We start from the raw sequence: 14,252 nt of genomic DNA, 5'->3' as shown, positions 1-14,252 counted from the left end.
CTTTGCTGAGGGGGCGGTTCGTCCTTCGGGTCAGCCCTTCGCGCCGCTCTGGGCGATGCCCTGCACGAAGTGCCGCTGAAGGAAGAGATAGAGGACGATCATCGGCAGGCTCGCGATCAGCGAACCGGCCATCATCACCGGATAGTTGGTCTCGAACTGCCCCTCCAGGGAGGTCAGCCCGGCACTGATCGGCATTTTCGCCGGGTCCGTGTTCACCACGAGCGGCCACAGCAGGTCGTTCCACGACCACATCGCCGTGATCACCGCGAGCGCGGCGAGGGCGGGGCGGATCAGCGGCAGCATGATCGACCAGAAGATGCGGAAGGGGCCCGCGCCGTCGATGCGCGCCGCCTCCTCCAGCTCCCGGGGCAGGGAGAGGAAGAACTGCCGCAGCATGAAGGTGCCGAAGGCGCTGAACATCCCCGGCAGGAACAGCGCGGGCGGCGAGTTCAGCAGGCCGAGCCGCTGGATGATGTCGTACTGCGGCAGGATCAGCAGCGAGGACGGGACGAGCAGCACCGACAGGAACAGTGCGAACAGCACGTTCTTGCCCCGGAACCGCATCCGCGCGAAGGCGTACGCGGCGAGCGAGCAGAACACTAGCTGCCCCGCGGTGCGGCCGGCCGTGTTGATGAGGCTGTTGCCGAGCATCTCCCCGTAGGGCAGTGCCGTGAACACCTCCTTGAAGGAGCCCCAGTTCCACTGCCGCGGCAGGAACGTCGTCGGTACGTGCACCGCTTCCGGCAGCGTCTTCAGCGCCGTGAGCAGCTGCCACAGGAACGGGAAGACCATCACGAGCGCGCCGAGCGAGAGGAGCGCGTGCGTGGCGACGGAGCCGCCGTTCACGCGGCGCAGCGAGTCACGCATAGTGCACCCACTTCTTCTGGAGCCGGAACTGGAGGAACGTCAGGGCCGCCGTGAGCAGCATCAGGAGGAAGGCCAGAGCTGCCGCGGCGCCCTGGTTGTTCTGCTGGAACGCCCACTGGTAGAAGAGGCTGACGACGGACTGCGTGGACCCGAGCGCCGGGTTCATGGGGCTCATCATCACGTAGATCAGGTCGAACATCTGGAGCGAGTTGATCACGCAGATGACGGCGGCGAAGAAGATGCTCGGGCTCAGCAGCGGGATCGTGATGGTGAAGAACCGGCGCACCGGGCCCGCCCCGTCCAGCTCGGCGGCCTCGTAGTAGTCCTGTGGAATGCCCTTGATCCCCGCGATGAAGATGATCAGGTAGTAGCCGACGCTCTGCCACACGGCGACGACCCCGATGGCCCACAGCGCGGTCGACGGGTCCGAGGCCCAGAAGTGCCGAGACACGCCGAACCACGACAACACCTCGTTGAGCAGGCCGAAGTTGCCGTTGTAGAGCCAGTTCCACACCAGGCCCACCGCGACGGGGAGCGTCACGAACGGGATGAAGTACAGGGCCCGGTAGACGGCGACGCCGCGCAGGCCGCGCCGGTTCAGCAGGGCCGCGACGGCGATCGACAGCGGCAGCGTGAGCAGCCCGATCGCCCCGTACAGGAGCGTGTTGCCGATGGCCCGCCACACGGTGACGTCCTGCAGCACGCGCGCGTAGTTCTCGCCGCCGGTCCAGGTGTTGCCGCCGAACGGTCCGAAGTGGGTGAAGCTGAAGCCGAAGGTCTGAAGCATCGGCCAGAGGTAGAACAGCAGGAAGCCGAGTCCGATCGGCGCGATGAAGACGTACGCGGCCTTCTGTGTACGGGAGTTGGGTCCGCGCGTGGTGCCCTCGCGCCCCGCCTTCGTACGAGGTTTCCTGCTGCGGCCCTCCGCCTCCGCGGCGGCCGTCGACGGGAACACGGCCATCAGTTGTCCTCCTCGTCGAGCGCCCGGTCCATCTGCTTCGCGAGCGTGCGTGCCGCGCCCTCGATGCCGCCCTTGCCGCTGAACGGCGCCCCGAGCAGCAGATACTCGAGGTCCTCCCAGACGGCCGTGTTCCGTGAACTCGGATAGGGGTACGCGTAGTCGACCATGTCGAGGAAGCACCGCAGGTCGAACTCGGGCATCGACTTCAGCCAGGCGTCCTGCGTCCCCGCGTACGACGGGATGGTCACGCCACCCTTGGCCTGGATCTCGCCCGCCCGGCTCCGCGCCATGAAGTCCACGAACTTCCAGGCCGCTTCCCGCTTGCGGGACTTGGCGCTGATGCAGTTCGCGAGGCCGTGGATGACGGTCGCCCGTTTCCGCCCCTTCGGCAGGACCGCGACGCCGCCGTGGTCCTTAATGGCGGGCGTCCCGTACATGAACGAGGCCATCGACGACAGGTCGTAATTCATCGCCACCTGCTCCGACAGGTACAGATTGCGCGCCCGGACCTCCGACATGGCGCTCTGTGGCGGCGACCAGCCGCGGTCCACCAGGTCGGTCCAGAAGCGCAGGCCTTCGATGGAGCGCGGATCGGCGAACCCGGAGCGGCCGTCGCGCAGCACGTAGCCGCCGGCGCCGAAGATCGTCGGATAGAACTTGTTCTGCCGGTCCATCTCGGCGGCGATCCCGTAGACCCGCTGTTTCGGGTCGGTCAGCTCGCGTGCGGCGTCGCGCAGGTCGTCCCAGGTCCAGGAGGAATCCGGGTACTTCACGCCCGCCTTGTCGAACAGCTCCTTGTTGTACCAGAGCCCGATCGTGTCGAAGTCCTTCGGCAGCGCGTACTGCCTGCCGCCGTACTTGTAGATGTCGACCAGTGCCTCGGGATGCTTGCCGAGCGGGGTGCGGGCGCGGGTGATGTGCTCGTCGAGCGGCACCAGCGTGCCATTGGCCGCGTACAGCTTGATGTTCACGGCGTTCATCCAGAACACGTCGGGCGCCGTGCCGCCCCGCATCGCCGTGCGCAGCGTCGTCCAGTAGGAGTTCCACGGGGTGAGCTGGATCTCCACGGAGACGTCCGGGTTCTCGCGCTCGAAGGCCCGGATGACCTGCTGCATGCCGGGGACCTGGGCCGGGTCCCACATGCCGTACGAGAGTGCGGTGCGGCCCGTGCGGGTGGCGGCGGTGGAATCGCCGCCGCTCGCGCTGCAGCCGGCGGCGAACGGGGTCGCCGCGAGGGCACCGGCGAGAAGACTTCTCCTGCGCATGCGCGCCTCCGGTCGGTAGGTGTACGGAGAGGTGTCAGTGAGCGAGGGACGACGGGCGCGAAGGACCCGCCCCGTCGAGGAGATGGGTGTCCACCTCGTCCAGTGCGCGGCGCACCGCGCCGAGTGCCACGCCCTCGCGGCCCAGCGTGCTGACCGCGATGCGGGGGACGTGGAGGGTCAGGGGGGAGAGGTGGGCGGCGAGGAGGGGGCCCAGTGGGTCGCCGACCGGGGACAGGGCGCCGGACAGGACGAGGAGTTCGGGGTCGAGGGCGAGGACGAGTGCGGCGATGCCGGGTGCGAGGCCGGCGAGGTAGCGGTCCAGGACGGCGAGGGCCTTGGGGTGCTGGGCGCGGACGGCGCGTGCGAGTGCGTCGGTCTCCGATTCGCCGGGCAGCCGGTCGCCGTCCCAGCCGAGCGCGTCCCCGGCCTCGTTCAGGCCGAGCTGCGGCAGGATGCCCAGCTCGCCCGCGCCACCGCGGCGCCCCCGGTGCAGGCGCCCGTCGATCATCACGCCGCACGAGATGCGCCGCCCCACGAGCACGCACGCCACGTCGTCCGCGAGTTCCGCGGCGCCCTGCCAGTGCTCGGCGAGCGTCGCGAGGTTCACGTCGTTCTCGACCAGGACGGGGCAGGGGAGTTCGTCCGCGAGGCGGCGCGCCAGGTCCAGGTCGGTCCAGTCCGGGACGATCACGGAGCGGATCCGGCCGGTGTCGTCGACCATGCCCGGCACGCCGATGCCGACGGACCACACGTCGTGCGGGCCGAGTCTGTGGTCGGCGAGGAAGGTGCGCAGCCTGGTGCGCAGCAGTTCGATGCGTTCCGCGCCGGTCAGGGGCGTGGGGAAGTCCTCGCGGTGGCGCGCGACGATCTCGCCGTCGAGGCGGGACAGGAGCAGCACCAGCTTCTTGAGGCCGATGTCGACGCCGACGACGTGCCCGGCCTCGGCCCGGAACCGGAAGCGGCGCGCGGGCCGCCCGGGGGAGCGTACGGCGGGCGGCGCGGTCGTCTCCGCGATCCAGCCCTGTGCGATCAGCTCCTCGACCAGCACCTCGACCGTGGGCCGGGACAGGCCGGTGGAGCCGGTGAGCCGGCTGACCGTCTGCGGGCTCTCCTGGCGCAACGACCGCAGCACCACTGAGGTGTTGAGTCCGCGAAGGGCCGCGAGATCGTGCCCGCGCGCCCGGTCGTGCCCCGCCATGGACTGTGCCTCCGCCGCGTCGTCGGTATCGTCGGTGTCGTCGGTCCGGTTGTGCAGGACTGTTGCATAAGGGTGAGGGTCGGGGAACCCTGTGCGTACGAGAATTTTGCAGAAGTCCTGCGTATCTAGGCGGGGTGGGTTCTACAGGCGTTCCACGGCGCGGAATGCGGAGAGTCGCGCCAGCAACCGGCGTGCGGGCGGAGTCAGTTCGCCCACCGGGAGCGTCTCGCCGTCGTTCAAGCGGCCGATCAGGGCGCCCAGTTCGCGCGCCGTCAGCCCCGTCCGCGTGACGTGTCCGCACGCCGCGACCAGGCGCTGCCCGCCGGCCGGCATCCACACCACGCGCTCCGTGGCCCGCACCGCGTCGTCGTCGGTGAAGTAGCCGGGCCGGGTGGGCGCCGGTGCCGGGCGCAGGCCGCCGTCCGTGGCGTGCCGCAACACCTCGTGGGCCAGGCGCCGTTGGAGCGGTGCGGGGCGGGCCTCCTGGCGGAGGTGGTCGAGCGCAGCGGCGAGGGCAGGGGGCAGGGTGCCGGGCAGGTCGTCGGGTGGCTCGCCGTGCGGTACGAGGGTGTCGACCGCGCCCCACGTCCCGTGCGGGGAGGAGTGGCTGATGAGCGGCGAGGCGGCGCGCGGGACGGAGATGCGCACGGTCGTGGCGGGGGAGCCGGGCGCGTGGACGGTGTGCTCGTGGTCCGCGGGCCAGTAGAGGAGGTCGCCGGGGAGCGCCGAGGCCGTCCAGTGTCGGTCCCCGGGGCCGGTGAGGTGGAATCGGGGGCGGCCGTGGAGGACGTAGAGGAACGTTGCTGCTCGGTGGTGGGAGGGCGAGGGGCGTGGTGGCTCGGACGTTCCGTGGCACAGCGTCGTGCCGATGGGCGCCAGGGGCTGGCCGACCTCGTCCCATAGACCTGCGAGGAAGGTCCGCTCCCTGGCCCACAGCGGATGGTGTCCCGCGTGCAGCTCCCGGACGACGAGGGCGAAGGGGGTGTCGCCCAACTGCCGTGCAAGGCGGCGGTCGTAGGCCGCGAACGAGCCGTCCTCCGGCCGGGGCAGGAGGTCACCGGGGTCGGTGAGGCGGCGCGGCCCCAACGTGAACCGGATCCGTTCGTCGGCGTCCGCCGTGGTGTGGTGCGCGGCGGCGACGGCGCCCTCGAAGACCTCGTGGGGGTTGAAAGGCGCGGTTCGGCCGGGAGTCCGGATCGGGCGGAGCAGCGCGGGCCGGCGGTCCCAATGGTCCGCCGCGACGCGTTGCCAGTCGACCGACCGGCCGACGGGTCCGAGGACGTCGATCGGGGTGGCGGCGCCCGCCGTCACCGGTGCGGGTCCGGTGGCGTGATCGCGACGGCCCGTGAACGGCACAGCTCGCGGAGCACACCGTGGAGGTAAGCGGAGCGGTCGGACAGCCCCGACGAGCGGGCCAGGTCGGCCACCGTGGTGTCTTGGTGTGTCGTGCGCAGGTGGCTGAGTACGTGGTCGGCAGCGCGGCCCCGCACCGGCCAGACATGTCCGTTCGCCGCCCACAGCGCGTCGTCCGTCCCGGTGGCGACCCGGATGATCTCGCTGACGCGCAGTAATCGGTGCCGGGAGGTGAGGGGTACGGCGGGGTGTGGCGCGGGTGCCGGATTCAGGCCCGCGGCGGAGCGCAGCCCGGCCCAGTGGGCGAGCAGGGCCCGCTCGGTGTCCGGATCGGCGACGGTGTCCGTGAACAGCCGGGCGGAGGCGGTGAGCCGGGCGGGTAACGCCAGCCGTCCGTCGGCTCTCGTGGGCAGCGGGTGGGGGAGCGTCACGGGGGTGTCCGGGTGCGGGCCGCGTCTTCGCATCAGCCCGCTGACGGCGTCCAGGACCGGCGGCAGGGCCGAGGCCGTCCGGGCGGGCACACTCACCCGGAGCGTCGTGCACGGTCCCGTACGGTGATCGAGGTGCCGGCTCCCGGCGGGCCAGTGCACCAAGTCACCCGCAGTGGCCCGGAGTTCGTACTCGGTTCCGGTGTGTTCGGGGCGCACCCGCACGGTCAGCTCGCCGTCGATGACCCAGGTGAGGGACGCGGCGCCGGGGTCGCCCGCCTCGGTGACGGAGTGGTGTCGGTCGCCGACGGCCAACTCCGCGGTCACCGGGACCGCGGGCCACCCGACGTACCGCCAGAGCCCGGCCAGCGCGTCCCGTACCCGCGACCACGCGGAGAAGTCACGGTGCAGCGGGTCGGAGGCGGTCAGCAGCCAGCCGTCGCCGCCGAGTTGCGGCGCGGAGGCGAGGCGGGCGACGTAGCCGCCGAGGTTCCGGTCGGCGGGGCCGGGCAGCAGGGGGTCCGGTTCGCGCAGCACACCGTCGGCCGTGGCCAGGCGCAGTGGAACGGGATCCGGCTGTGCGGCCGCCGCCAGGAGGAGCGCGTGGGCGTCGGCCGGGTCGAGACCCAGCGCCGGGGCGTCGGTGACGACCACCGGCTCCCTGGCCCAGTGTGTCTCGGCGAAGCGCCGCAGGGCGGGGGTGTGGGGCGCGGTCCTGCGAGCGGGGGTGTGCCTTGACTTCATCGGGTGGGGATCTCCTCGGTCCCACGTGGGGGTGGCGCCGGTTCGCGACCCTGCCAGAGCGCTTCGTGCTTCGTCAACGCTTTGCGGAGAACCCGTGAACACGCACGGGGAGGGAGAGAAGGAGCGTGACGTCCAGGGGTCGGGTGGCGTCGGAAAGGTGTGGGTCTTGTGAAATGGCGGGTTGGCGCCTGCCGGAATACGCGACTCCGCCCCATTTGGGCAGGCGGGGTGCATGGCAAGGTGGGCGCGCTCGTGTCACATGTCCAAGAAAGGCCCCTCATGCCCCTCGCATTGTTCCGCCGTAAGAGCGCCGGTTCCGCAGCGCGGGGTGGTGGGCCCGTCCACTCCGTGCCGCAGGGTGCGGGCGGCGTGCACTGCGAGGTGATCGACCCGTTCGGTCAGCCCATGCCGGGCGCCCAGGTCACGGTGACGCAGTCGCAGAGCGGGCGCGTCTCCGTGAAGGCCACGACCGACCCCTTCGGCCTGGTCTTCGTCACGCTGGAGCCCGGCCGCTACAGCATCCTGATAGCGGCCGAGGGCCTGGAGCCGTTCCAGCAGACGGTCGAGGTCGTCGAGGGCGAGACGCTGCCGCTCACCGGGATCCAGCTGCACGTCGGCCGCTCGCCCGAGCTGCCGCAGCCAGGCACCTGGATGTTCGACCCGCCGCACACCGCGATCCGCTTCATCGCCAAGCACGTCGGCATGGCCCACGTCCACGGCCGCTTCACGCGCTTCGAGGGCGGCATCCAGATCGCGCCCGACATGGCCGACTCGCGGGTCGAGGTCCGCATCGAGGCCGGGTCGATCACCACGGGCAACAACACCCGCGACAACCACCTGCGTTCCGCCGACTTCCTGGATATCGAGAACTACCCGTACATCCACTTCAGCTCGGACCGCTTCATCTACCGGGGCGGCTCCAAGTGGACCGTCCAGGGCGCCCTCACCATGCACGGCGTGAGCCGCACGGTCGACCTCGAAACGGGCTACCTCGGCGTCGTCAACGGCGGCTACGCCGAGGAACTGCGCTGCGCGGCCCTCGCCACGGCGGAACTCCACCGCGAGGACTACACGCTGAACTGGCGCACCATGCTCGCCAAGGGCATCGCGGTCGTCGGCCCCACGGTCAAGCTCGAAATGGACCTCCAGGCCATGTACCGCAGCGCGGACACGCCGACGCCGCCGGAGTAGGCGGGCGGGCAGTCCTGCGGATTTCTGTCCGCACGGACGCCGCGCCTTTCGGGGTGACGTCCGTGCGGGCCGCGTGCCGCCGCATGCGTGTGCCCTCCCGCTAGCGGGAGGGCACGGGCACGGTACGAGGCCGACTACTGGTCGTCGTCACGCCGCAGGGAGTCGCGGACGCCTTCGGCCTTGTCGCGGAGGCCCTCGACGCCTTCCTTGGCCTTGCCGCGGGCCTGGTCGGTCTGCCCTTCGGCCTTCATCCGGTCGTTGCCGGTGACCTTGCCGGTCATCTCCTTGGCTTTGCCCTTGGCCTTGTCCATGGCGCTGTCGTCACCCATGACTGCTCCTTGCGTGGTTGAGCTGGGGGATGGCAGCAACGGTATGAGTGCTCGGCAGGGGACGCATCTGGAGTGGTTGCCGAGAGTGGTGACCTGTGTATGCGAGCCGTCGCGCTGCGTAGCCGGATGTCCGTTCGCGGGTGGGTGGGGCCTGTGGAATGGTTAACAGGCGAAATGTCCCATTCTGCCCCGGGAGGTCCCATGTCGTCGAAGCGTCGTCGGAAGAAGAAGGCGCGCCGCAAGCACGCGGCGAATCACGGCTCTCGCCCGCAGTCCTGACTGCGGCGGCGGTCGCGGGGTGGGGTCACGCGCGCTGCGCGACCCCACTGCCGATCGCGGACGCCCATTCCGTGACCAGCGACTCGTACTCGGCGCGGTCCTCGGGGTTCAGGCGTCCACCCGTGCGCGCCCACAGGTCACGAATCTGCTCGTTGACCACGTCGGCGGACCGTATGGAGCGTGAGGCTGGGATGGCGGACATGTGAAAGAGCGTAGGGGATCCGTACGTCTATTCGCTGCGGTCCGTCACGTGGCTATCGCCATGTGTGAGTTTCGTCATGCGTAAAGGCGTCGTAAGTCCTGTCGCTCCCAAGTGGCCTGGTGGTTCAGGTCACTTCAGTTCTTGCGGCCCACCGCCCCGTACATCGGCACCGGCGATCCGTCGCGGTCCTCGTCGACGGCCAACTCCGGGTGCCAGTCGGGGAGCCAGACCACACCGGGGTCCACGAGCTCGAGTCCGGTCCCTGTGAAGAACTTCGTCATCTCCTCGTGCGTGCGCGGCGCGAGGGTGACGCCGCCGGCCGCGTACATGTCGATCGCCTGCTGGGTGCGCGACGGGTCGTAGTCCGCGGCCACGTGCGACAGGACCAAGTGGCTGCCCGAGGGCAGGGCGTCGACGAACGTGCGCACGATGTCGTACGCGCCCTGGCCGTCCGGGATGAAGTGCAGGAGCGCGATCAACGACACCGCTATCGGGCGCTCGAAGTCCAGGATCTCCCGGGCCAGTTCGAGGATCCTGTCCGGCTCGCGGGCGTCGGCCTGGACGTAGCGCGTGACCCCCTCCGGCGTGCCGCGCAGCAACGCCTCCGCGTGCCGCAGCACGATCGGGTCGTTGTCGACGTACACCACACTCGCCTCGGGCGCCGCGAGTTGCGCGATGCGGTGCAGGTTCGGCTCGGTCGGGATGCCGGTGCCGATGTCGAGGAACTGGGTGACGCCGCCGCGCGCCGCGAGCATCCGGGTCGCGCGATGCATGAACCAACGGTTGTGCCGCGCCGCGTACTTGGCCGTCGGCTCCAGCGTGGTGATCTGCCGGCCGAGTTCCTCGTCCACCGGATAGTTGTCCTTGCCGCCGAGATACCAGTCGTACACCCGCGCAGGGTGCGGCCTGCTGGTGTCGATGCGCGGTGGAGTGGGGGATGTGTCGGGCGTCGAGGGCATGGGTGGCTGCAACTCCCCTGTCGTCCGTGGATGTTCGAGTGCCTGCACGAACATCCTGCCGTACGTGTGCGAAGCGTGTGGGTGCAATGGGGGAGGACGGCTGGTCGGGGTGGAAGCTCGGAGTGGAAACTGAGACATCGGAGTGGAAACTGAGACAGGAGCATCGCGCATGAGTGGCGTCCCCCAGCGTCCCGCACGCCTCGACATCTCCCGCGCCACGCTCGCCGATTGGCCGGTGATCCGCGGGTGGGCCGCCGACGAGGGCTGGAACCCCGGCGTGGCCGACGGGGTCAGCTTCTTCGCCCAGGACCCCGACGGGTTCTTCCTCGGCCGGATCGACGGCGAGCCCGTGTCCGCCGTCACCGTCGTCAACTACGGGGACGCTTACGCCTTCTTGGGCTGCTATCTCGTCCGTCCCGACCTGCGTGGCATCGGCCACGGCGTCGCCACCTGGAAGGCGGGGCTGGCGCACGCGGGCGGGCGCACCGTCGGGCTCGACGGTGTCGTCGCCCAGCAGGGCAACTACCGCAAGTCCGGCTTCGAACTCGCCCACCGCACCGTCCGGTTCACCGGGATCGCGACCGGCGGTGCGGTCGGGCCCACGGCCGGCGGCGTCGTGCCGGTCGAGGGCGATATCGCGCCACTCGTCGCGTACGACAGTGCCTGTTATCCGGCGGACCGGCCCCGCTTCCTCGAGTCCTGGCTGACCACGGAGGGGCACGTCGTCCGCGCTCGCGTCGTCGGCGGGCGCGTCACCGGGTACGGCGTGCTGCGCGAGGGACATGACATGCAGCGGATCGGGCCGCTGTTCGCGGACACGCCGGACGACGCGCGTGTCCTGTTCGACGCGCTCGCTCCGGCGGGGCGGCCGGTCGGCCTCGATGTGCCCGCGTCGAACCCGGCGGCCGTCGCTCTCGCCGAGGGGCGGGGTCTCGTGCCGGGGTTCGAGACGGCCCGGATGTACACCGGGCCGGTCCGGGCGTTCGCCGAGGAGCGGGTCTTCGGCGTGACGACTCTTGAGCTCGGGTGAGGTGAGGTCTTGGGGTCGGGTGGCGTGAGCTTCTGAGGTCGGGTGAGGTGAGCTTCTGAGGTCGGCTCTGCAGCTCGGCTCCTGTGAGGTCAGCCGCGTCCGGCATCCAGCGGCCCAGCCGCGTCCCGCCTCCAGCAGCGCCGCCGCCTCAGTCGCGTTCCGGACCGTGGTCCTCGAAGGCCCCGTGCCGCCCCGCCCCCGCCGCGAACCGCCCCGCCCCTTCGAGCGCCCCGCCCAACACACCCATGCCGTAACGAAGTTCCGTGCCCATCGCCGCCGCCTCGTCCCGGCCGTGCTGCTCCCGCAGGGACGCCCGGTCGCTGCGCAGGCAGTCCTGCGGGAAGCCCGCGATCTGCGCGGCGAGCGCCTCCGCCGCCGCGCGCGAACTCCCGGTCGGGACAAGGCGGTTCGCGAGACCGATGTCGTACGCCTCCTGTGCCGGGACGGGGCGGCCGGTGAGGATCAGGTCGCTCGCGCGGCTCTCGCCGATGAGGCGGGGGAGGCGTACCGTGCCGCCGTCGATCAGCGGGACGCCCCAGCGGCGGCAGAAGACACCGAACACCGCGTCCTCCTCGGCGACCCGCAGATCGCACCAGAGGGCGAGTTCGAGGCCGCCCGCCACCGCGTGACCGGCCACGGCCGCGATGACCGGCTTCGTCAGGCGGAGGCGGGTCGGGCCCATCGGCCCTTCCCCGTCCTCCGCCACCCGGTTGCCGCGCTCCGTGCCGATCGCCTTGAGGTCGGCGCCCGCGCAGAACGTGCCGCCCTCGCCCCACAGCACGGCCACCCGCGCCGCGCCGTCCGCCTCGAACGCCCGGAAGGCGTCGGCCAGTCGGTCGGCCGTCGGCCCGTCGACCGCGTTGCGGGCCTCCGGGCGGGACAGGACGACCGTGGTGACGTGGCCTGCGCGTTCGACGCGGACCGGCATGAGAACCTCCGGGGCAACGGGGTCAGGTGACGGTGAGCTTCAGCTTCGCATCCGCCGTCGAGCTACTTCCCACGTACAGCTCGAACGTGCCCTCCTCGACCCGGAATTCGCCGCTGGAGTCGTTCGTCCAGAAGCCGAGGTCCTCCGCGCCGAGCTGGAACCGGACCGTCGTCGACGCGCCCGCGTCCAGCGTGACCCGCTTGAACCCGCGCAGCCTGCGCACCGGTTGGGTGAGGGACGCCGCCACATCGCGCACGTACAGCTGCGCGACCTCGTCGCCGGAGCGCGAGCCGGTGTTGCGGACCTGGACCGACACCTCGAAGGTGTCGCCCTTGCGCAGGGCGCCCGCCGGGATCGAGGAGCGGCTCAGCTTCGGCGTACCGAAGGCGAACGTCGTGTAGCTGAGGCCGTAGCCGAACGGGAACTGCGGAGTCGGCGGCAGGTCCAGGTACTTCGACGTGTACTTGTTGTCCTTATCGTACGGGCGGCCCGTCGACTCGTGGTTGTAGTGGATCGGGATCTGGCCGGTCGTGCGCGGGAAGGAGACCGGCAGCTTGCCGCCGGGGTTCACCGTGCCGAACAGGACGTCCGCGATCGCGTTGCCCGCCTCGATGCCGGGGTGCCAGGCCTCCAGGACGGCCGGGGCGCTGTCCAGCCAGTCGCCGACGGTGAACGGCCGGCCGCCCACCAGGACCACCACGAACGGCTTGCCCGACTCGGAGATCGCCGCGATCAGCTTCTCCTGCGCGCCCGGCAGCGAGATGTCGCTGCGGGCCGCGGCCTCGCCGCTCATAGACGACGGCTCACCGACGACCACGATCGTGACGTCGGCGGACTTGGCGGCGGTGACCGCGTCCGCGATGCCGCCGGTGTCCTTGCCCTCCGGGTCGACGCCGCGCGCGTACGTGACCTTGGCGTCCGGCGCGGCCCTCTTCACCGCGTCGAGCACCTTGACCGCAGGGAACTTCTCGGCCGACGCGGGCACCACCCACGTACCGAGCAGATCCGAGGAGTCGCCGAACGGGCCAACCACAGCAAGGGACTTGAGCGACTTCTTCAGCGGGAGCGCGTCCTGCTCGTTCTTCAGCAGGACCATCGAGCGGGACGCCGCCGTACGCGCCGCCTTGCGGGCGGCCGCCGAGGGCTCGTTGATCGCCGTCGACTCCTCCACGTACGGGTCGTCGAACAGGCCGAGTTCGTACTTGAGGCGGAGCACGCTCGCCACCGCCTCGTCGATCCGCCGCTCCTTGATCTTCCCGGCGCGCAGCAGCTTCTTGCCGTTGGTGAGGAGGTTGGTGCTCGTCATCTCCATGTCGACACCGGAGTTGAGGGCGAGCCGGGCCGCGTCCGCGCCGTCCTCGGCGAAGCCGTGCGCGATCAGCTCCTGAACGCCCGTGTAGTCGCTGACGACAAGGCCCTCGAATCCCCACTCCTTCTTGAGGATGTCGGTGAGCGTGTGGGGATTGCCGTGCGCCGGGACGCCGCTGATGGTGTTGAAGGAGGCCATCACCGTGGCGACACCCGCGTCCAACGCCGCCTTGAACGGCGGGAGATAGAGGTTGCGCAGGCGCGACTCGGACACGTCGACCGTGTTGTAGTCGCGGCCGCCCTCCGCGCCGCCGTACGCCACGAAGTGCTTCGCGCACGCGGCGACGGTGTCCTTCGAGCCGTAGCCCGAACCCTGGTAGCCCTTCACCTTGGCCGCCGCGAACCGCGCGGTCAGATACGGGTCCTCGCCGTTGCCCTCGGCGATCCGGCCCCAGCGCGGCTCGTGCGTGACGTCCATCATCGGCGCGAACGTCCAGTGCACGCCGTTGGAGCGGGCCTCCTTGGCGGACACCTCTGCGTCCGAGCGGGACACGTCCGGGTCGAAGCTGGAGGCCTGGGCGAGCGGGATCGGGAAGTTGGTCCAGAAGCCGTGGATGACGTCCAGCCCGAAAAGGAGCGGGATGCCGAGCCGGGACTCCTCTACGGCGATGCGCTGCAGCTCGTTGGTGGTCTTGGCGCCGAAGATGCTGAACACCGAGCCGACCCGCCCGGCCCGCGCCGCGTCCTCGACCGCCTTCGTCGTGCCGGAGCCCGGATTGAGGTCGTAGGACCAGGGGAGCTGCTGGAGCTGGCCCAGCTTCTCTTCGAGAGTCATACGGGCCAGGAGGCCCCGGACCTTGCTCTCGTGCCGCGCGGGCGGCGCGGCGGTGTCCGTCGGGGCCGCGTACGCGGTGGCGGTCTGGCTGGTGGTGACGGCGCCCGCGCCGGCGGTGACGCCGATCGCGGACAGCAGGGTACGTCTGCGTAGCTCCGGCATGCCTTCGCTTCCCGATCGTACGGGGCCCACAACTTGTGTAATGGGCACAAGAATTGAAGCGAAGTTACGTTCCGGTTACCCGAGGGTCAAGAGGTGTGACCGGGGTGTCGGCGCCGCGCTCGATCTTCTGGAGCGAGCGCTGTGACCGGTGCACAGTCGTACGCCATTTCCCGTGGTTTTCGATTGTTCTTGACCTCAAGATTGGTTGAGGTC

Annotated in this window: 13 protein-coding genes; 2 read left to right on the top strand and 11 right to left on the bottom strand. The window is 70.5% G+C overall.

Annotated elements, in window-relative coordinates; translation table 11 throughout:
• Positions 1-30: 30 nt before the first annotated feature.
• From OHA73_RS04320 to OHA73_RS04295, 6 genes are all read right to left on the bottom strand, one after another.
• Complete coding sequence (locus tag OHA73_RS04320) at positions 31-867, bottom strand: carbohydrate ABC transporter permease (RefSeq protein WP_266717225.1); 837 nt, start codon at positions 865-867, stop codon at positions 31-33.
• Positions 860-1,828 carry a carbohydrate ABC transporter permease gene (locus tag OHA73_RS04315; RefSeq protein WP_266717226.1) on the bottom strand — a complete coding sequence of 323 codons (969 nt, stop codon included), beginning with the start codon at positions 1,826-1,828 and terminating at the stop codon, positions 860-862. Before OHA73_RS04315 ends, OHA73_RS04320 begins: the two co-directional genes overlap by 8 nt.
• Entirely contained in the window at positions 1,828-3,093 is a 1,266-nt protein-coding gene (locus tag OHA73_RS04310) for an ABC transporter substrate-binding protein (RefSeq protein WP_327654225.1), read from the bottom strand. The genes OHA73_RS04315 and OHA73_RS04310 overlap by 1 nt, the downstream gene beginning before the upstream one ends.
• A gap of 34 nt (positions 3,094-3,127) precedes the next feature.
• Positions 3,128-4,291, bottom strand: coding sequence for an ROK family protein (locus tag OHA73_RS04305; RefSeq protein WP_327654224.1), 1,164 nt, complete (start codon positions 4,289-4,291; stop codon positions 3,128-3,130).
• A gap of 141 nt (positions 4,292-4,432) precedes the next feature.
• Entirely contained in the window at positions 4,433-5,602 is a 1,170-nt protein-coding gene (locus tag OHA73_RS04300; RefSeq protein WP_327654223.1) for a hypothetical protein, read from the bottom strand.
• Positions 5,599-6,816, bottom strand: a complete 1,218-nt coding sequence (locus OHA73_RS04295; protein WP_327654222.1) for a hypothetical protein — start codon at positions 6,814-6,816, stop codon at positions 5,599-5,601. The genes OHA73_RS04300 and OHA73_RS04295 overlap by 4 nt, the downstream gene beginning before the upstream one ends.
• Positions 6,817-7,095: 279 nt before the next feature.
• Here OHA73_RS04295 and OHA73_RS04290 point away from each other — a divergent pair, with 279 nt between their 5' ends.
• Complete coding sequence (locus OHA73_RS04290) at positions 7,096-8,007, top strand: YceI family protein (RefSeq protein ID WP_266717235.1); 912 nt, start codon at positions 7,096-7,098, stop codon at positions 8,005-8,007.
• Between the two features lie 134 nt (positions 8,008-8,141).
• On the opposite strand, the gene OHA73_RS04285 is transcribed toward OHA73_RS04290, so the two are convergent.
• The 3 genes from OHA73_RS04285 to OHA73_RS04275 all read right to left on the bottom strand — a co-directional run bounded on the left by OHA73_RS04285 (position 8,142) and on the right by OHA73_RS04275 (position 9,776).
• Positions 8,142-8,336: a CsbD family protein gene (locus OHA73_RS04285; protein ID WP_267072073.1), complete on the bottom strand. Its 195-nt coding sequence runs from the start codon at positions 8,334-8,336 to the stop codon at positions 8,142-8,144.
• A 304-nt stretch (positions 8,337-8,640) separates the two neighbouring features.
• Complete coding sequence (locus OHA73_RS04280; protein WP_266717239.1) at positions 8,641-8,817, bottom strand: hypothetical protein; 177 nt, start codon at positions 8,815-8,817, stop codon at positions 8,641-8,643.
• Positions 8,818-8,951: 134 nt separating this feature from the next.
• A complete protein-coding gene (locus tag OHA73_RS04275) occupies positions 8,952-9,776 on the bottom strand; it encodes an SAM-dependent methyltransferase (RefSeq protein ID WP_267072074.1) in 825 nt (274 codons plus the stop codon).
• Between the two features lie 169 nt (positions 9,777-9,945).
• On the opposite strand from OHA73_RS04275, the gene OHA73_RS04270 reads away from it, so the two are divergent.
• Positions 9,946-10,806 carry a GNAT family N-acetyltransferase gene (locus OHA73_RS04270; RefSeq protein WP_327654221.1) on the top strand — a complete coding sequence of 287 codons (861 nt, stop codon included), beginning with the start codon at positions 9,946-9,948 and terminating at the stop codon, positions 10,804-10,806.
• A gap of 148 nt (positions 10,807-10,954) precedes the next feature.
• Here the strand turns inward: OHA73_RS04270 and OHA73_RS04265 are convergent, their stop codons facing one another.
• Both OHA73_RS04265 and OHA73_RS04260 read right to left on the bottom strand, forming a co-directional pair.
• Entirely contained in the window at positions 10,955-11,734 is a 780-nt protein-coding gene (locus OHA73_RS04265) for a crotonase/enoyl-CoA hydratase family protein (protein WP_327654220.1), read from the bottom strand.
• Between the two features lie 22 nt (positions 11,735-11,756).
• Positions 11,757-14,039 (bottom strand): glycoside hydrolase family 3 N-terminal domain-containing protein, encoded by a 2,283-nt coding sequence (locus tag OHA73_RS04260; protein WP_327654219.1) that lies wholly within the window; start codon positions 14,037-14,039, stop codon positions 11,757-11,759.
• Positions 14,040-14,252 lie beyond the last annotated feature (213 nt).

Source organism: Streptomyces sp. NBC_00483 (assembly GCF_036013745.1).
Lineage (GTDB): Bacteria > Actinomycetota > Actinomycetes > Streptomycetales > Streptomycetaceae > Streptomyces.
This window is presented reverse-complemented; position numbering and strand designations above follow the sequence as displayed.

What these genes read in the sequence shown, in the direction of transcription:
- OHA73_RS04285 (WP_267072073.1), bottom strand. Translation starts at nt 8,336, where the DNA reads ATGGGTGACGACAGCGCCATGGACAAGGCCAAGGGCAAAGCCAAGGAG.
- OHA73_RS04265 (WP_327654220.1), bottom strand. Translation starts at nt 11,734, where the DNA reads ATGCCGGTCCGCGTCGAACGCGCAGGCCACGTCACCACGGTCGTCCTG.
- OHA73_RS04295 (WP_327654222.1), bottom strand. Translation starts at nt 6,816, where the DNA reads ATGAAGTCAAGGCACACCCCCGCTCGCAGGACCGCGCCCCACACCCCC.
- OHA73_RS04310 (WP_327654225.1), bottom strand. Translation starts at nt 3,093, where the DNA reads ATGCGCAGGAGAAGTCTTCTCGCCGGTGCCCTCGCGGCGACCCCGTTC.
- OHA73_RS04305 (WP_327654224.1), bottom strand. Translation starts at nt 4,291, where the DNA reads ATGGCGGGGCACGACCGGGCGCGCGGGCACGATCTCGCGGCCCTTCGC.
- OHA73_RS04280 (WP_266717239.1), bottom strand. Translation starts at nt 8,817, where the DNA reads ATGTCCGCCATCCCAGCCTCACGCTCCATACGGTCCGCCGACGTGGTC.
- OHA73_RS04270 (WP_327654221.1), top strand. Translation starts at nt 9,946, where the DNA reads ATGAGTGGCGTCCCCCAGCGTCCCGCACGCCTCGACATCTCCCGCGCC.
- OHA73_RS04315 (WP_266717226.1), bottom strand. Translation starts at nt 1,828, where the DNA reads ATGGCCGTGTTCCCGTCGACGGCCGCCGCGGAGGCGGAGGGCCGCAGC.
- OHA73_RS04320 (WP_266717225.1), bottom strand. Translation starts at nt 867, where the DNA reads ATGCGTGACTCGCTGCGCCGCGTGAACGGCGGCTCCGTCGCCACGCAC.
- OHA73_RS04275 (WP_267072074.1), bottom strand. Translation starts at nt 9,776, where the DNA reads ATGCCCTCGACGCCCGACACATCCCCCACTCCACCGCGCATCGACACC.
- OHA73_RS04260 (WP_327654219.1), bottom strand. Translation starts at nt 14,039, where the DNA reads ATGCCGGAGCTACGCAGACGTACCCTGCTGTCCGCGATCGGCGTCACC.
- OHA73_RS04290 (WP_266717235.1), top strand. Translation starts at nt 7,096, where the DNA reads ATGCCCCTCGCATTGTTCCGCCGTAAGAGCGCCGGTTCCGCAGCGCGG.